The 17,699-nt window shown below is 53.2% G+C and carries 17 protein-coding genes and 2 tRNA genes; 12 read left to right on the plus strand and 7 right to left on the minus strand.

Features of this window, described 5'->3' with window-relative positions; genetic code table 11:
• Positions 1–126: 126 nt before the first annotated feature.
• The gene (locus tag ACR0KW_RS06445) at positions 127–2,439 is read right to left on the minus strand and encodes a hypothetical protein (RefSeq protein ID WP_480804262.1); all 2,313 of its coding nucleotides are present in this window, start codon (positions 2,437–2,439) and stop codon (positions 127–129) included.
• A gap of 599 nt (positions 2,440–3,038) precedes the next feature.
• Between ACR0KW_RS06445 and ACR0KW_RS06450 the strand changes: the two genes are divergently transcribed.
• The gene (locus tag ACR0KW_RS06450) at positions 3,039–3,806 is read left to right on the plus strand and encodes a helix-turn-helix transcriptional regulator (protein ID WP_480804263.1); all 768 of its coding nucleotides are present in this window, start codon (positions 3,039–3,041) and stop codon (positions 3,804–3,806) included.
• Positions 3,787–4,296, plus strand: a complete 510-nt coding sequence (locus ACR0KW_RS06455) for a hypothetical protein (protein WP_480804264.1) — start codon at positions 3,787–3,789, stop codon at positions 4,294–4,296. Before ACR0KW_RS06450 ends, ACR0KW_RS06455 begins: the two co-directional genes overlap by 20 nt.
• 9 nt (positions 4,297–4,305) lie before the next feature.
• On the opposite strand, the gene ACR0KW_RS06460 is transcribed toward ACR0KW_RS06455, so the two are convergent.
• The 3 genes from ACR0KW_RS06460 to ACR0KW_RS06470 form a co-directional block, all read right to left on the minus strand.
• A tRNA-OTHER gene (locus ACR0KW_RS06460) sits at positions 4,306–4,401 on the minus strand.
• Between the two features lie 1,003 nt (positions 4,402–5,404).
• Positions 5,405–5,746, minus strand: a complete 342-nt coding sequence (locus ACR0KW_RS06465; RefSeq protein ID WP_480804265.1) for a hypothetical protein — start codon at positions 5,744–5,746, stop codon at positions 5,405–5,407.
• A gap of 492 nt (positions 5,747–6,238) precedes the next feature.
• A complete protein-coding gene (locus ACR0KW_RS06470) occupies positions 6,239–8,086 on the minus strand; it encodes an adenylate/guanylate cyclase domain-containing protein (protein WP_480804266.1) in 1,848 nt (615 codons plus the stop codon).
• A 156-nt stretch (positions 8,087–8,242) separates the two neighbouring features.
• Between ACR0KW_RS06470 and ACR0KW_RS06475 the strand changes: the two genes are divergently transcribed.
• Positions 8,243–8,530, plus strand: a complete 288-nt coding sequence (locus tag ACR0KW_RS06475) for a tyrosine-type recombinase/integrase (protein ID WP_480804715.1) — start codon at positions 8,243–8,245, stop codon at positions 8,528–8,530.
• Positions 8,531–8,642: 112 nt separating this feature from the next.
• Here the strand turns inward: ACR0KW_RS06475 and ACR0KW_RS06480 are convergent.
• The 3 genes from ACR0KW_RS06480 to ACR0KW_RS06490 form a co-directional block, all read right to left on the minus strand.
• Positions 8,643–8,727 (minus strand) — tRNA-Leu (locus tag ACR0KW_RS06480).
• Between the two features lie 234 nt (positions 8,728–8,961).
• Positions 8,962–10,725, minus strand: coding sequence for an acyltransferase family protein (locus ACR0KW_RS06485; RefSeq protein WP_480804267.1), 1,764 nt, complete (start codon positions 10,723–10,725; stop codon positions 8,962–8,964).
• Between the two features lie 258 nt (positions 10,726–10,983).
• Positions 10,984–11,169, minus strand: a complete 186-nt coding sequence (locus ACR0KW_RS06490) for a hypothetical protein (protein ID WP_480804268.1) — start codon at positions 11,167–11,169, stop codon at positions 10,984–10,986.
• A gap of 482 nt (positions 11,170–11,651) precedes the next feature.
• Here ACR0KW_RS06490 and ACR0KW_RS06495 point away from each other — a divergent pair, with 482 nt between their 5' ends.
• The 9 genes from ACR0KW_RS06495 to ACR0KW_RS06535 all read left to right on the plus strand — a co-directional run bounded on the left by ACR0KW_RS06495 (position 11,652) and on the right by ACR0KW_RS06535 (position 17,048).
• Positions 11,652–12,962, plus strand: coding sequence for a tyrosine-type recombinase/integrase (locus ACR0KW_RS06495; RefSeq protein ID WP_480804269.1), 1,311 nt, complete (start codon positions 11,652–11,654; stop codon positions 12,960–12,962).
• Positions 12,959–13,399 carry a hypothetical protein gene (locus ACR0KW_RS06500; RefSeq protein WP_480804270.1) on the plus strand — a complete coding sequence of 147 codons (441 nt, stop codon included), beginning with the start codon at positions 12,959–12,961 and terminating at the stop codon, positions 13,397–13,399. The genes ACR0KW_RS06495 and ACR0KW_RS06500 overlap by 4 nt, the downstream gene beginning before the upstream one ends.
• 85 nt (positions 13,400–13,484) lie before the next feature.
• Positions 13,485–13,685, plus strand: a complete 201-nt coding sequence (locus ACR0KW_RS06505; protein ID WP_480804271.1) for a helix-turn-helix transcriptional regulator — start codon at positions 13,485–13,487, stop codon at positions 13,683–13,685.
• A gap of 102 nt (positions 13,686–13,787) precedes the next feature.
• On the plus strand, positions 13,788–14,165 hold the full coding sequence (locus ACR0KW_RS06510) for a hypothetical protein (protein ID WP_480804272.1): 378 nt from the start codon (positions 13,788–13,790) through the stop codon (positions 14,163–14,165).
• A gap of 100 nt (positions 14,166–14,265) precedes the next feature.
• Entirely contained in the window at positions 14,266–14,472 is a 207-nt protein-coding gene (locus tag ACR0KW_RS06515; RefSeq protein WP_480804273.1) for a transcriptional coactivator p15/PC4 family protein, read from the plus strand.
• Positions 14,473–15,306, plus strand: a complete 834-nt coding sequence (locus ACR0KW_RS06520; protein ID WP_480804274.1) for a hypothetical protein — start codon at positions 14,473–14,475, stop codon at positions 15,304–15,306.
• A 10-nt stretch (positions 15,307–15,316) separates the two neighbouring features.
• Positions 15,317–15,763, plus strand: coding sequence for a DUF5681 domain-containing protein (locus ACR0KW_RS06525; RefSeq protein ID WP_480804275.1), 447 nt, complete (start codon positions 15,317–15,319; stop codon positions 15,761–15,763).
• Entirely contained in the window at positions 15,760–16,032 is a 273-nt protein-coding gene (locus ACR0KW_RS06530; RefSeq protein WP_480804276.1) for a hypothetical protein, read from the plus strand. The genes ACR0KW_RS06525 and ACR0KW_RS06530 overlap by 4 nt, the downstream gene beginning before the upstream one ends.
• A gap of 182 nt (positions 16,033–16,214) precedes the next feature.
• Positions 16,215–17,048 (plus strand): hypothetical protein, encoded by an 834-nt coding sequence (locus ACR0KW_RS06535; protein ID WP_480804277.1) that lies wholly within the window; start codon positions 16,215–16,217, stop codon positions 17,046–17,048.
• Positions 17,049–17,699: the final 651 nt, after the last annotated feature.

A 17,699-nucleotide genomic window follows, 5' to 3' on the forward strand; every position in this document is an offset into this window, starting at 1 on the left:
CGGTTTCCTTTCCCCGCACCGGCCTGAAATTTCCGGATTAGGTTCAGCTAGGCCGAGGCCACCTAGCGCGGCCTCGGCGTTTTCTTTAAAGAGGTCAGAGCCCGCCTGAGCGGGCTCTGTCTCCAATTAAACGTCGGTATCGTCGCTGGAATAGCTCGACGACATGTTACCGCCAACCATCGTCGTATCGACCGAGTTACCAAGGACGTTGGCACCCATCACGATTGACTGGTTGAAGGCCGATGTATCGACGACCGCTGCAGCGGACGCATAGGATTCACCGCTCACAATTCCGTCACCGGCATTGTTCGAACCCCACGTTCCTGCGTTTCCGCCGTCACCGCCATTACCCGAGTATGCACCCGAGGCGTTGCCGCCGGTGTTCGTGCCGCCGTTGGCATCACCTGCATCAGCATATCCATGCGCGGTACCGCTGGTTCCGCCGAAAGCTTGTGCGGCACCGCCGCCACCACCGACGCCGGATTCCGACGAACCTGTGGCTTCACCGGTTCCGGTCGAAGTTGCATCGTTGTCGGAGTTTGCCGCACCGCCGTAACCCGAAATCGCTTCGGACAGGCTGTCGGCGCTTCCATCAACTTCGGCAGTTGCGAAGACTTCGGCCAGGCCGCCGTCACCCGCAGTGTTGGTCGCATCAACGGAACCGGTACCAGTACCGTTCGAAGTTGCATCCTGATCGACAGCGCCACCGCCGCCGCCAACACCATCTGCCGTCGCATCAGCGGATCCGCCGGCATCTGCCCAACCGTCGGCATCGTTGAAGCCGCCATCTCCGGCATCGGAATCTGCGTCCTGATCGCCAACACCGCTTGCATCGACATTTGCGTCGCCCGTGCTGCCACTGCCGTCGGCACCGTTGCCGTCGCCGCCGTCACCGTCAGCGCCATCGCCGCCAGCACCGCGTCCGCCGTCGCCGCCGTCGCCGTCACCGCCTATTCCTTTAGCGCCGTCGCCGCCGTCACCGTCACCGCCGTCACCGCCGTCACCGCCGTCACCGCCGTCGCCGCCGTCACCGCCGTCACCGCCGTCATCGCCGCCACGGCCATCTCTGCTTTCAGCAACTCGCAGGAACGGAAGACCACCGCCGTCGCCGCCGTCGCCGCCGTCACCACCATCGCCGCCAGCGCCACCGTAGCCACCGTCTCCTCCGGTTCCGTCACCACCGTCGCCACCTGTGCCGGAAGCACCGTCGCCGTCGCCGCCGTCACCGCCGTCACCGCCTGCGCCGTCGCCGCCGTAACCGTCGCCGCCGTCACCGTCGCCGCCAGTACCGTTTGCGTAATTGGCCGCAAGACCGCCAGCAAGGCCCAGTCCGATGTTACCTGCGCCACTGTCGCCGCCGTCTGCGTCGCCAGTCGATGTGTCATTGTCTGCATCGCTCTTTTGGTCGGCATCTGCGTCGGAGTCATTGTCTCCGCCGGAGGAATCAGCACCATTGCCGGCACCCGACAGTCCAAGACCCAAACCAAGGCCAAGCGAAGCTGCGTGTCCACCATCACCGCCGGTACCATCAGCGTCTACATCCGAATCGCTCTTTTGGTCAGCTTCAGAGTAACTGTCTGCGTCGCCGCTGTCGCCACCGTAGCTGTCGCCGTCCGCAGAGGCTTCGGACTTACCAACACCCAAGCTCACATTATGTGCTTCACCCGAGTCACCGCCGTCACCTGCTTCTGCATCCGCGTTGGCATCACCAGTGTAGCCGCCACCGGCAATTGCTGTGGCACCTTTAACATCTGAACCCGCGTCACCAGCGTCTGTCGAGCCGCCATTGCCGGAATCGCCACCAGTTGTGCTGGTTGAGATACCTTCGCTGGCTTCGGCAGTTCCACCGTACGCATCACCGTTTTGCTGGAAATCACCATAATTTCCAACCGTGGCGTTACCCAAATCATCGTTGTCCTGAAGATGTGCCATCTGGCTATTGAAGGATGCCATATCGTTGCCGGCACCGTCCAACGAGACATCGATGTTGATGTCGTCACCTGGATCATAGTCGAAATCGCCACCAACGGTGATAACGTCTTCTACAGAACCACCTTTGGAAACGTCGATATCTACGTGATCATCGTCGCGAGGAATCCACTCGCCTTCGCCAAAATCAATGTTGACGGAGTTCGAGTTGTCATTGCTGTCATCGCCGCCATTATTGTTTTGCTGTTGCTGCTTCTGATCCTGATCCTGATCCTGATCTTGCTTCTGATCCTGTTCGTTTTCGTTGTCGACTTTTGTGTCTTGATCTTGTTTCTGTTGCTGTTGCTGATCGTTATCGACGCTGTTGTCGTTCGTCTGCTCCTGTTCATTCAGGTTCGCATCGATTTCAGCATTTTTAACATGAATATCGGCGTCAATCGGAACGTTTGCTTCTTCAACGTTCACTTCACCGATTGCTGTCACATCATTATAAGGTTGACGGTTTTTCATATCAATTTTCCACTTATTAAGCGTCTGACCGTCATTCATCTACAAAACGGCTACCGACGCGGTTGAAACAAACTTTGGACACGCGGGCGCAAAACACACCTGGTGCGGATTCTTCTGTGAAGTTTTTCCACCTCCCTTTCCCGGCTAAGCCGATGCGCTGTCTGCGGTATTTAAGCGCGCTAAAAATTGCGAATCGCAGACACGTCAGGAACGAAGCTTCCCAAATTGAAGCAGGGTCATGGTTGCAGCAGGAAGGCGGTCTGAATAGCTGCCCGAAAGCACTAGTCCGGTTAAAATACTGTTTTCATTAGCACTAATAACATTAACTCTGAGAAACCGCGCATAGGCACGAAAATTGGGCAGAATTTCGGCCGATCGGTTAAAACCATATTTTTGCAATACTTTTATGAGAGGGCCGAGGGTGAACCTATACTAAAGTTCTAGTCCCTATCGCCAGGACAACACGGAATATTGATGAAAAATAGACTTTCAGGTATAGTTACTTGGCAATAGCTGTTAATTTACCGTTAATTTAAGCACCGCGTGTTGTTTTACGATTTCGCCGCAGATTTGGTGGCGTGTGTTTATAGGGGGAAGTTATGAGCAATCCGTTGCAGGATAGTGCTGCCCAACTAAATGTTTGTTCCGAGGACTTTTCGATCAATTTCATCGGCAAGGAACTCTTCTATTCAAATCAAACTCTACGAAGTGTTCAGTCGGAGTTCGGCGTGTCCGCGCACCGCTATGAGGACATCGCCGATCTGAAAGCGATAGGAGATCCTGGCTCGGTGGCCGGCAAGGTGGTGGTGGTTGATCAGATCATGCTGGATGATCTGCTTGCCCGTCCGAGCGCCTATAAAGAAGCCGCCGGGACAGGCTGTCTGGCCTTCGCCTACCGCAAGGAGGACACCGCGCGGACATTGTTCGAAACCTGGGACCGGGCTCAGTTCGGAGATATCGGCTATCTCCCCATGAATGTCGCGCCGGACGTTTGGCGCTCGATCTTGCGGCTGCTGATGCATGAAGAGCTTTATCTGCCCAGCTTCCTTGCCGATTGCGTCTCTGCGCCCCGCCCCCAGAGCAAACCCCGCCTGCTGAGCGAAAGCCCCGTAGAGCCGAAACCGAGACCGAAAGAACCCCATCCGATCTATTCCCGGCTGACCCGGCGGGAAAAACAGGTTCTGCAACTGGTCTCGAAAGGTCAGAGCAACAAGATCATCGCTGCAAACCTCGGCATCACCGAGCACACAGTAAAGCTGCACATGCACAATGTTGCGGGCAAGTTAGGCGTCAGCAACAGGACTGCAGCCGCGCAGTTCTATTTCGAAGTGACTGCAGACCAAGCGCATGGTCAGACCGTTGACTGAAACACTCGAAACCCGCTTTGACCGCCTGATCCTTCTGGTCGGCAAGTTGAACTATATGTGGACCAACACGGAAAGCCTGTTGATCCACCTGATTGCCGGCCTGAGCGGCACCAACAAGGATGTCGCGGTCATCATCTTCCTGACTCTCAACACCACGCGGGCCCGGATCGGTCTGGTCGAGCGGCTTGCCAAGATGGAGGGCCGACCCGCCGAAATCCGCGATCCGATCCTGGAACACACCCAACGGCTGAGCAAACTGTCCTTTATACGCAATAGGTACAATCATTGCATCTACTCGTTCGATGCCGACAGCGGAAACCCCAAGACCATCCTGATGCGCATCGCGGATCGAAAGACCGACATAAAACTGGGGCGTGAAGATACCGTCGATGAAAAGGCCATTCAGGAAATCGAAGACATCGTGGCACAGCTCTCAGCTGCGAACCGTGACATCTGGCGTCTGATCACTCAGTTGGGTTTCCCGGTCTGAAAGGTTGAGTGGTGCGGATGGCGGGGATCGAACCCGCAAGTCCTAGGACGAGGAGTTTTAAATTAATTCGACTTTGTTTTATTTCAGCCGCTTAACGTTTTCCGCTCACACAAACATATCAAGAACGTATGGTGAAAGTGTGAGTGGGCATTGTCGGCCTCAATACGTCACCGTATCCGGCTTAGGTCATCCCGGCAGTTTCTCAGGCGCCGGCACATCATGGCGTTTCAACCATTTCCTGATGACCACCCAATGATCCTGCGGTTGGCTGTGAGGGGGACAGGATTGATTGATATTTGGAAGTTGCGCTACACTTTTAATGCGAGATTTTCGCTAAAACAATAATATTTTTCAAGATCTTACTAAGGGGTTTGTTGTGCCTGAGATTGAAAACACCGAATTAAGTTTCCGCAAAGACGGCGATGACTTGTATGCTGACATTACCGTGTAGGTCCGATTCTCGGCGAGGGAGGTTGCGGAGGATCTCTCTTATGGAGTTTCAGCTGCGGTCATAAAGTACGACCCGCAGGTGGTCGTCATTCCAAGACGATCTGGCCCTGCCGCAATGACGCTTTATGTAACTCCTCCAAACAAGGCTAACGACGTTCAACTAACCTATGGCAGCACGACGATAAAGCCAGGCGGAAGCGCCACGTTGAGGGTTCCTCTAACTGGTATTGTCAATGATCCACCCAGTCCCGGAACGCAAGCCCAGGCAATATCTGTCGTGGCGCCTGAAATGGCAGACGTCGAAGGAAGCTCAGCAGTCGTAGCTACAATCTAACAACCAAATCGCTAAAAGAACGCCCGGCCCTAGTGGCCGGGCCAACGTAAGAAAAGGTGGACTAGGCGTGGAATGAAACCGGTATGAACCGGCAAGCGCTCCCTATTTTTGAACTTAAATTGCCCGCTTTGAGCCCAGAGCGTGCGTTCGGCGAATTACTTTTCGCCGTAGGATGCTCAAAGCTGTAAGCTGGCCTTTTCAGGTTTCACCGTCTCGCTGGGCTAGGTGATTCAACAACCGAGTTTGGAGCTCATGCTTCCCGTTCTGACGACGAGAAGGGGAAGAGAACGGCTCATGCAGAGTTTCAAACGAAAGCGAGGCTTGCTAAAATCCGCCGCCGTTTCTTCCTTCATCTATATCGGCCTGCCGTGGTGTGGCGGGCAGCTGGTCATGCACCTTACGCAAGCTTTGACACTTCGTGCGCAGCACGTCCTTGCCGGAGTTCTTCAGAGGAAGAGCGCCCATTGAGCGTCGGTGTGACTGCTTTGTGCTGTCGCTCAGCGTCGACTGAATGCGCTTTTCGGTGCGCCAGGCTTCGACCAGCGATTGCCACGTGTATTTCTCAGTCTTCTGCTGCTTTTCGTGGCGGCCATGGGCCCATTCAAGTTTAAGGGTGAGGTTAATGGGAATCCGATGTTTTGGCTTGCGGATGGCAGGCGTTTTCAAAACGGCAGGTCAGACCCCTGGGATTTGGATGATAGCGCTCTTGAGGCCGTCACCCTATGAAGATGGCTTCACAATAAGGAGCGAAAATGGCATTTTTGAATGCCCGTCATGCGAACATCAAGTGGCGGTAAGTGCAAATAGCTGCCCGAATTGCGGTGAAGTTGCACCTGGTGCATCGGTTTATGACGCAGCAGACAAACGCAGAGCTCAGAGGGTGGCCTGGGCTAGTCGTTGTGGTTTCGTTCCTCATCATCGGCGCATCGATGCTGAGCTATCTGTAAGAAAACACTAGAGGTCCACAAATAAGAGGCGACGTCCGCAATAGCGGGACAAAGCTGAAACTCAGCACATTTTTTTGTCATCACTGCCATCAATCGAGCCTGGTTATTAAAATGGTCTGCGCCCCGGCCCGTTTTCTGTCGGTATTCGACCAATATTTGCTGATTGCTCCGGAGCCAGCTTAGCGCCCTTACTGAAATTCAGGTTTCGCGATTAGGTGATATTCAGAGAATAAATTTCCACCAGCTCGTCTCTGCCGCGAAGCTTGTGTGCACCGATGCGCTTAAACTCTATTGGCTTAACCAAGGCACTGCGAACAGAGCTGGAAACAAGAATATTCACTTCAGCTTGGGTGTCACCCAGTACTTTTCCGGCTTCTTCCAAACGTTGCGCGACATTCACTGCATCACCAACGACAGTATAGCTCAGCCTCCCTTCACTGCCGATGTTCCCAACAACCACGCGACCGATGTGAATCCCTATGCGTAGCCTGACAGAATAGGGCAAGCCAGCCGCTATTCGTTCATTTTGATTATATTTCTGAATCCAACGAGCGATCTCAATTGCTGCCTGACAAGCCAGATCGGCCGCATCGTCCTGATGTTCCAAGGCGCCCCAGACCGCCATCACCGAATCTCCGATGAACTTGTCGATGGTACCGCGGTTTTTCTGGATGCACTCGGCCAGCCCAGCAAAGTGGTCATTCAGGAAAAATGCCGTTTGAGAAGCCGTAAGATGTTCCGACAGTGTCGTGAACTCAACAATATCCGTAAACATAATGACTACATCTCGGTGAGATGAGTTGATCTGTTTGCCTGCGTGGTGGCGCATCAATTGGCGGACCAAACGCTTGGGCACATAGAGTTCAAACCAACGCAGGCCTTCAAGCATGAAATTGTATGATCGTGCCGCCTCATCCAGTTCTCGGAAGAAGGATCCTTCGATTTCGGCAATATTCGAAATATCCAGATCATGTACACGCTTTGCACTGTCGGAAAGCCGCCGTACAGGTTTGGCAATTTTCTGACCGATCAATGCCGCCACCCCGGCCGAAATGACCGCCATTATAGCGCAGAACCATATCGCCCATCTTAATCGGGCTGCTTCCGCAATGATGTCGTGGGTTTCAAAATATGTGGCTACGGTAAGTGCTTGATCGCCATAGTTGGTTAGCTCTTCAAAGAAAATGACATACTCCCAATCAGCGTAGGCAACGAAACGAGTGTTCGCACCGGTCAGAAAGTACTTTGCAACGCTAAGGTGATCATTCGGCTGCCACATGGCGGCAACGATTGGATCGGAGAAACGGTCTTGCTGCGGAAGTGGTGCCGCACGATTTAAACCAGCATAACCAAATGCCATGAGTGGGTGGGCCAATACGGCATTTCTACCGTAAAGCATGAACACATTTGCACCGAATTCCATTTCCTGATCAGCCAAGAATTCGGAAAGTTTCACGACCGAAACCCAAGCTGATAAGACCCCGATTATTCTACCTTTCTGAATGATTGGACTTTGGTAGGTCAGCACCGATTGGCCATATTCTCCGCGCCAAAGAATATTGCCCCAACGAGCTTTCCCGGTTTCAATTGCTTCATCGATAAGGTGGCGCAGATCGACATCGTCCCCGAGCTTCAAGAAAATGGGTAGCGTCTCTTCTTCGGTACGTTCAACGCCTGTTAGAATTTGGTTTCTGTCAATAAATTGTATCCGAACAATCTGGGGGGTCGCTGAAACGGCGCCCAGCAAAAGGCTAACAAACTCTTCTGATCCGTCCGCGTCCACTTCTCCCGAGGCAATCCTGCTCGCAATAAAATCGACTTGGTCAGAAGCTGCTGTCAAATAGCGCTCTACCTGTTGGCGTTGGGTGCCGATGATTAGCTGCGCCTTCTGTGTCAGCAAATCCGAGGTATTGCGGTAGCCAACAACTAGACCCACACCCAATACACCTGCGACTGAAGTAAGTACAAAGAAGCCCAGCCCAAGCGCCAAGGCGACCGACATCGAGGCATGCCACTCGCCACCCTTCCCTTGAGAAGTATTTGCTTTTTTGCCCCCCATGACGCGCCCCGTGAACGAGACAATCTTTTGGTGTAATTGGGTGGATTATATACATTTTCTTGAATTTTTAAAGTTTTGCTTACTTAGGGTCACTTTCGGACAAACTTGATCCAGCCTCAGCTTCGCCAGTAGGTCAGCTCTGGATACCTTGAAAAGATTGCCCAAGAGCGGCAAACATGTGCTGGCCAAGAGCCTCACCAGCCGCTGGACTATCATGCCGTAGAGAAAGCGTTTCGCGCCTGGCGCAAGGATCTGGGCACCAATGCAAAACCCTATTTTCTGCACGGCCTTCGGAAATTAGCTTTCGTCCGCTTGGCCGAGGCCGGGTGTTCAGACGCTGAGATACAGGCCGTCACGAACCAAAGCGCCGAAATGGTCGCTTACTATCGCAAGCGGGCCAACCGCCGCAGGCTTTCCAAGGCTGCCCAAATACGCAGATTCTGAAACGAGAACAGAACAGGTCCAGAACGGGACTGCGTGAGTTAGCACTGTAAGTAAAGAAAACCGCCGTTTTAGAGGCAGCTCCATGTTTCCGGTTAACCCGTTTTTTTAAAAGTGGTGCGGATGGCGGGGATCGAACCCGCAAGTCCTAGGACGAGGGATTTTAAGTCCCTTGCGTTTACCAGTTTCGCCACATCCGCGTGTCACCGAAGCCTCAAGGCCGGTGGCGTCTAAAAACTCTTACTGCCAACCAAACTGATTGAAAAGCCGCTAAGTCGGCCTTTTCAAACGGAACCGGTCAAACGCTCTTATTGCAACAGGTCTCACTGGTTGACCGCTACAACCCGATCCAATCCTAGGCTTCGCTGAAGGGTTGCCTCAGCGCATTCGGACATGGACAGAAAGAGGGATACGGCAAGCATAGGCCAACTGTTTCACTCAAAGAAATCAAGGGCGGGATGGTCCACAATCCGGCTTGCGAAAAACTGTGAGCCGGCGCGCGTTATATGCACACGATCAGCCGAAATGATGTCACCGTTTCCGTCGAATACGTGTATCCGGGTTCCATCCTCTGAAGCGTAGTCAATCAGGCCAATATAGCGCTCGGCGGGCAGGACCGAGGCGTTGCGTATGTTTGCACTTACGATCTCATCGAGTATTCGCGCTGTGTATTTCGGCCGTCCTTCTTCGGGTAACCGAAGAAAGGCGTTCAAATTGTAGCCAAAATGCTTGGGTCCGACGAAAACAACCTTGTTGTGGATGTCCTGCCGCTCCGCGATGTAGGACGGACAATCCTCGGAAAGGTCTACAATCGGGAAAAAGACAATATCGGCGTCGGACACCAGCCGCGTATCGGTTTTTGTCTGCTTTGCCGGGTCGCACAAAGAAAGACCCGAGCGATAGATCAGTTGTACGTCCTCCATGACCCCCATCTCGAAAAGGATATTGGCGAAGTCCCGCGCTTGACTATTTCCAATGATCAAAACACGTGCGCCACCTTCGGGGTCGAATTGCGTCGCATTGTAGCTGCTGATGCGGTGGTTGTAGTCAATGTGCATACCCGCAGCAATCTCTCGGTCAGTATTGAAAACACGACCGGGAAACCCTTGACCGAAATGAAACGACAACCCCAATGCACTAAGGCCCACGGTAGCCACCGTGCATACGGCGACGAGGCGCGGGGTCGACGCCACCGGGCGACGACGAAAAGGTTGCTCGACAAAGCGCCAACTCAAGTAAGAAAAAAGGACCGTTAACGGCACGAGCCCGAGCAGAACGAGGGTGTCAGGCTCCTCAAAACTAAGGATCCGCGCAAAGGCAAACATCGGCTGATGCCAGAGATAAAGGCTATAGCTGATAAGCCCGACCCCCATCAAAACTCTGATGCTCAAAACTCGCGCAACCCAAGTCCCCTCTTTCGCAAAGAGAAGAACAAGCAAAGTGCCAAGCACCGGGATCAATGTTGGGTATGAGGGATGCGGAGTATGCTCGTCGAAGATAAGGATCGGCGCTATGATCGCCGCCATGCCCAATAGTGAAAGCCCCTGATTTGCCTCGAGCCTGCGCCTGTGCTCCCAGAACGCCCCAAGCGCACCGACCCCAAGTTCCCAAGCGCGCGTGTGCAAAAGATAGAATGTACTTGTCGGATAGCGCTCAACCAACAAGGTACTCACCATAAAACTGACGACAACAATAGCCCAAACGACCGAGACGGTTCGGTAGCCCAATAGCGGATAAAGCGCCATCAGGATCAATGGAAATAGAATGTAGAATTGCTCTTCTACAGCGAGGCTCCAGGTGTGAATGAGCGGTTTGAACTCTGAAGCCAAATCCCAGTACCCACTGGTCAGCGTTAAAAGCACATTGTTGAGCGAGAGCATCGTGGCGAGAACGCTCTGGCCGAAATTCTCCAGCGGGTCCGGCAACATGAAGAACCACGCCATCGGAAGACAGGCGAGAACCACAACGCTCAGCGCCGGCAGGATACGGCGCGCGCGGCGCTCATAGAACCGCGCCAGCGAAAAATCCCCCTGCGCGAGCTCACTCAAGATGATGGTAGTGATCAAGTAGCCGCTAATGACGAAGAAAATATCGACGCCGAGGTACCCACCGCCAAAGATTCCAAGCCCTGCATGAAAGAAAATTACTGGGAGAACGGCAACACTACGCAAGCCGTCTATTTCCTTGCGATACTTCATAGAAATTTGTCCTGCAAAATTCTGGGGAGGTTTAGCCCACCCCTCTGACTTCGCCAAGCGTTTATCTTGTTAGCTTTTCAGGTTTGAGCTTTGGTCCGAACAAGGTTTCAACCATGTCCGGGCAGTTCAACAGTTCGGTACGGCCTCGCCGCCCCAAGACCCTCCTCGCTGGCAAATTTGGAAAGATCGAAGGCAGGCTTCAGCACTGGCGAGCGAGAGGATACAGCCGATGCAAGCACTTAGGCCAGACACTATGCCTCACTTCGCCGAAGCGGCCGCCATGGTCAAAATTCTTTCAAATTTCCGATCGTCACTTTGAATTGCTGCGAATTCCTGCTCCAAGCGCAGCACGATTGGAACAAATTTTCGGCCATCTTTTCTGTTGAAGACGATGTTCACCATTGTTTTCTTTGTATTTTCCAAACGCTTCGATTGGTCGCTCACGGCTATCCCCCAGCACGTCCGAAGGGGAAGTGGGACCGTCCGGCAAATCGCCATGCGCGTTTGACAAGAAAAGTGACTCTCTTTGCAGGGCAAAAAACTGGAGCATGCAAACCAAGGTTACACCGGCGAGTGAGTATTCGTTGCCGGAGTTTATTGTGTGGCAAAATGTGTGGCAGTTTTTCTCACCAAACGGTCAAATCAACTGAAAATCAAACATATTTGGAAATTTCTGCTTAAAAGTGGTGCCCCCACACGGACTCGAACCGCGGACCTACTGATTACAAATCAGAAACACCGTGATTTCTAAGGCAAGCCGCATTCAATCTCACTCAGTCACATAAAGACGCAATTGCCCCCACTTTAATAGGATTTCAAGCAGCCCCCTCTATTGTCCCCTGCATAAAACAGGTCTAAATTAGTCGCATGTGGTATCACCCAATCTTAGCGATTTTGTCCCCCATGTGTCCCCCAGAGGTAATTTCATGAAGCGGGAACTGACGAACGCGTTCCTGATGAAGCTCAAGCCACCGGCTGACGGCAGGCAGGAGATATCGGATACGAAACGCACCGGGCTGCGACTGAGGGTCTACCCTGCCCGTGCGGTATGGATGTACGAAAAGCGAATTAAGGGCGGCGCAAAGCGTAAGCACACATTCGGCACATATTGCACATGGTCACCTACTGGAAAGCGTGAAGATGGGGCGCTTGGTCTGGCTGAGGCACGGGCACTGGCCCTAGAAATAGAGGCTGAGGCTGCACGTGGGTTTGATCGAGTGCTTGAGGCCCAGCAAACCCGTAGGGATCAGGAGCGCGCCGCCGCGACGGCCCAAACCCTCAAAGACGTTTTGGACGTGTATGAAGAACTACACCTTTCCACCTTGAAGCGACAGGCCGAACGAAAACGCCAGCTTGAAGACGCATTGCGTAAACACCTTGCCCATCCAATCGGAGACTTGAACCGCGCCAGCCTTCAAAAGCCGATTGATGACAAAGCCAAGGAAGGCAAGCTGTTCATGGCTAACCGGATCAGGGCGGCTATGAAGCACTTCACGCGCTGGGCATGGCGTCGGGAATACTTGAATGAGGATGTGGGCGACCGGCTGGAACGCGCTACCAAAGAGCAAATTCGGGATCGAGTGCTTAGCCTGGATGAGATACGGGCAATATGGAGGCGAACCTATGAACTCGGAGACCTGTGGGGACCGCCTATGCGTGTTCTGCTGCTAACTGTTCAGCGCCGCACCTCAATCAACAATCTGCGCAAAAGCGAACTGGAACTTTCGAAGTCCCGATTCAGAAAGGCCATCTTACAGGAGAAGAACGACCGGGGACACATCACCCACCTATCAGCCCCGGCGCTGGCTGAGATTGAACAGGTCCTAGCTCGCCACGAGCAAGCTAAGGCAGAAGCCAAAGAAAACAAAAAATCCGGCAAGGTTCCTGCTACACCCGCTACATCAGAATTCCTGTTCACCACAACGGGCCACACCCCGATATCTGGGTGGAGCAAAATGAAAGCCCGGCTTGATAAGTTGCTTGGCGATGAGTTTGAGCCGTGGCGGCTGCACGATTTCAGAACGGCATTTGCAACACACATGGCCGAACGTGGGATATCTGAATCCGTGGTGGATCGCGTCTTGAACCATGCGGCTACAGCTTCGAAGGCAAGCGCCGTTGCGCGTGTCTACAATCAGGCCGAACTATTGGCTGAGCGCGCCGTTGCGTTGGATAAATGGGCTGAACTGGTGACGCAGGAAAGCGCGGATGTGATTGCTATTGGAGAATTACCATGACGAAGCGCCGGTTTGATTTAGCGCGACCGCAAAGCGCAGACGACCTAACCCGGCCTGACCTAAGATACCTAGAGCTTGCCAAGCAAAACGACTTAGAACCTTTGGCGGAATATATTGAGCGCGGCGGGGAGCTTCACCCCGATACGCGATATTGGTTGGCTGACTACCTCAGGGGCGAGATTAATTTCCCGAAGCACAGGCCCCGAACTCAACAAAAGAAGCTTGATGATTTTCGTATCTGGCGTGCGGTGGAGAAAGAAAAAAAGAAGGCAGGCATTACCACCAACGCGGCCTATGAGATTGTTGCAGCACTCCTGACAGAGCAGCGCCGCGCCCATAACCCCGACGCGGCAGACGTAACCGGACAGACAGTCAAAAACGCTCACCTAAGGGCGGACGCTGAATTGTCTGAGGTTAGACAGTCGGTTAACAAGTAAGAACTTATAAACTACTGATAATAATGACAACATTTATGTAAGGAGGCACTCTCAACACGTCGCAAACAACAGCGAGGTGTTGAAAATGAACGCATTCACAGGAGACCGCTTGCTCTCGGCAAGGCAGACTGCCGCCGCTTTGGGCATTAGTGTCGCTACTGTATGGCGCAGGGCCGCAACGGGGAAAATCCCTAAGCCGGTCAAACTAGAAGGCACGACCCGTTGGTCAGAAGCCGAAATCCAAAACGTCATTGAAGAAGCAAAAGCGCAGCGTGTGGCTGCCTAAAAGAAAACCCCCACCCGAGGCACGGGCGGAGGCGAATTCTTTTAGGTGGTACTGAGAGAATAGCCGAAAGCCCGATGTCTTTCAACAAATGAAGGACAATAAATGGATACTTTCGAGCAAAACAAAACAATCGGCACAGAACTCCCCCCAGCCAACGCACTGCGTGTCTACCGCTGGGCAGACCTCCCCAACCTCACGGCCCCTGCCCTCTACCGGGTCACCGATCCGGGCCAGGAACCGCGCGAAATCTTTGCGTCCAAGCACAAGCGCCAAGTTCTTGAAGGCCTGATGCGGTCGCCACTCTACGCGGCCAGCTATTGCCGCCTGTCGGACAATGTGCTGCCTCTGCGCCGCGATGACGGCGTGAACATCGATTGCAAGTTGTACCGCAATGACCCAGAAACGGGACGCCAGCGTTATGGTGTCTACTTTCTGCTCAGCAAGGTTGAGCTGATCGAAGAACGCGAGGTGGCGGCATGAGAACTATCGACCTCCAAACCCGCACCATCCGCCGCAAGCATGGCCTGTCTGAGGCTGCAGCTCGCCTTGTCGCAACTCTGCACTTTGGGGAGGGCCGCTAATGGCCCTCATCACCCAGATCCCGAAGAACAGCCGCGAGGAATACCGTGTCAGCCGAGACGATTTTCGGGGGCACGACCTCATCAACATCCGCGTCTATTTCATCTCTGAAGACGGTGAGATGCGCCCTGGCAAACAGGGTGTGTCGTTCCGTGCCGAGTTGCTGCCGGACTTCGTTGACGCGCTTAGCAAGGCGGAGGCAGCTTAGATGGGACAGAAGGCCTTCACTCAAATCAATTCCAGCATCCTGACATCCAAGAAGCTCAGGCAATGCAATCACGAAGAAAAGTGGGCGTATTTGTGCGCCCATCTTTCCCCGCTCGGCAGTTACACAGGGCAGTTCGAGTATCCCTTGGTCATGTGGCAACGAGATGCTCAGGTCGCGGATATTGAGCCCGTCATTGGCCGTCTTAGTGAAGTCGGGCTGATCCAATTCGACAGTGACGAAGAGTTTGTCAGGATAATTGGTTTTCTTCGCCAGAGGCCACCTGAGAACGCCTCACGTGCCCTCTCACTGGCCATGGACCTGAGTTATACGGCTCCGCTCGAAGGTGCGCGCGCTGACATGCTTATTGGCGGGGTTGCAGAACTGGCGGTTGGCGCGATTCAACGGGCTCAGAACTGGAAGCCTGACAGCAGCGATTGGCCGAAACTGAGAGACACAATCCGGTCACTGCTGAACACGACTTGGCAGCAATATGAAGATGCGCTTTGCGAACACCTGACCGGCGAACTTGAGACTGCTTCCGTGGCAACGCGGGCTGAAGTTGGCTCGCTGTTCGCCCCTCTCGTGGCATTCGGGAAAGACACCGTGTCGGCACCCTCTGCACACCCTGTCGACACACGAGACGTAGACGAGACGATACGAAGACAAGACGAAAACGAAACTAAGACGAAAACTTATACGCCGCGAATTTCTGAATTTCCCCAATCCCAAGGCTCCGGCCAAGAGCAGAGGTCGGATTGGCAGAGAACAGGGGAGTCCGCCTCTAGGGCAGCGCTGGATAGCGCCCTAGCGCGGTCGGCAAGGGCATCGAGTTAAGGAGGAATCAATGAGCAGTGATAATGACCGCAAAAGCGGAACGAATACGGACGAACGTAACCCGGATGGTACTTTCGCCACCGGCAATCCAGGCAAGCCACGTGGAACCCGCCATCGAGTCACGCGGGCGGTTGAGGAACTGCTTGAAGGCCAGTCTGAAGCTATCACGCAAAAGGCGGTTGAGATGGCCCTTGAGGGTGACAGCACGGCTCTGCGTCTTTGCTTGGAACGGATAGCGCCCACCAGAAAGGACGCGCCGGTCAATTTCGACCTGCCATCTATTAAATCCGCTGAGGACGCATCAGGGGCCGCACAAGCGGTTCTGCAGGCTGTTTCTCAGGGTGAGGTAACGCCTTTGGAAGGAGCGACCGTCATGGGATTGGTCGAGCAGTACAGGCGCGTTCTAGAAACGACAGAGCTGGAACGCAGAATAGCAGCATTGGAGGCACAGGAATGAGCCTGAAAAACCGTATGAACAAGTTGGAGCAGGAACGCGGTGGCGCTGAGCCAAGCATCCTTCAATTCCACACTCACTTCGAAGACAGGGACGGAAATGTCAATGAGGAAGAGGCCACTGTCTACGCTTTAGTCGATTGGGGGCTGGGCTGCTGTGCAATCGTTAGCCGCACTGACTCTGAGAGCATCGCTGAGTTCCAAGAGCGCCTTGACCGTGTACGCCAGCTAAGTCGGCAAGAGGCAAAAGATCAAAATGCGGTACAAAAGTGAGTTAGCTAGTCGGCACCTGCCTCAGGCTTTTAGCGACGTGCCCGCGACGTCGAAAATCGAGGCTGAGAAAACTGTAAAAAGCAAACAGTGGAGATGAGGGCATTTGGTCGCAAACTTCATCCATGCTAATTTTAACTCAATTTTATTGAATAAAGGTGATCATATTGCGGCTTACTAGGATCGTGGCGTTTCTTGTTATTTTAGCAGGTTGTAGTCAGTTTGACGGCGAAAAACCGACTTCCCCAGTGCTTTTGTCAGCAGAAGAACTAGAAGACCTGACTACTTTTCCAACTGCGGCAGTCAGCGGTGGTAATTCCACGTCAACGTCCGACAGAGAGAGAATCAAAGTTCTGAACGCAATGGAAGAACACGGTTACGAATTCGTTGCCTCTCGGTCTTTCTCCGGCCCTAGCCAATTTCCTCCAAAGAACTTCGCCGCCTATGGAATTTTGGCATTCCCGGCCAACCCCCAGTACAGCGCTTCGACGCGAAAACGTTTCATTAGATTCTGCGAGGCTTATTCGACCACAATTTACCCGTCATCTTCATTCGAAGAACGCGGCGTTCCGAAGCCACAACAAATGGTTACAGTACTTCCAATTTCATCGGATGCCGTCGCCTTGGCGGTTGGTGAACTGCGCTATCAGGAAGGGTGTCAACTGGCACTCAACAATTATGGCTTGGTTCAAGCTCAGAGAGCAATTGAAGAGGCAAATCAGGCATCTGAGCGAACAGATGGCATTAAGAAGCTTTCGGGGCGCGGGCCGTTCTTGATCGCGTGGTCACCTGCTTCAGACAAAGGTGCAACTGAAACTGTCGTACTTGTGGCGGATCTTACAAATTCAGTCTCTAGGGAACAAATTGCAGCCGATATGCGGTTGTGGGTCGAGACGATTCAATTGCAACCGGACCTTTGGCGAAAAGGCTGGAATCTCGAGGGATTAAGGTTAACCGGCCAAAGGTGGATAGATAGAAGAGCCACGGGAATACTAGAGGTATTGGGGGACGTGCTTTGAAGAAACTGTCTGTGAGGTTTCTGCTTAGTGGGTTAGGAGGACTAGTGGTTGGGCTGGTCGTAGCTTCATGGTTCGATGTGCAAAACGATGAAGCTTACTTTGCGGTAGTGAGCATTTTTGCATTGGTTGGGGCCGCCATTGGACAATGGGTATTTCCGAGCAAAAAATAAGCGATGAGATCCGCTATTATAGCCACTTTTTTAGGATACGACGCGCCGAACTCGTACCCCCTCGTTAAAATCGTTAACCCCCTCAAGGCGCGCCGCCCGACACTGATGCCTGAGCTAAATGTTCCAAATACGACGGTCAGATGAAAATTACAGTTACTTCCCAACATTCAAAAACCGCAATCCGAGTTTGTTTCAGGAAGTTTGGCCGTTCGTGGGGCGACAGGCCGAACTAAGTAACCCCCTCAAAACCAGCTTGAAAAACCAGAACGTTCTAAAATCAAGACATGCCGCCCGCAAAGCCAAGGTCGCATTGTGTCTAAAATGTGTCCACGACTCATTCTGAAACTTATAGTTTCAGCCTTGGAAACAACGTGTGTCGCTAAAATTGTCTGCCATAAGGGAAACCCCCAATATCATGTTTTACATGAATTGAGTATTTTGGAGTTATAAATACCACTCAAACCCCCTTCAGAAAAAGATA

Source organism: Ruegeria sp. CG11, from assembly GCF_056537245.1.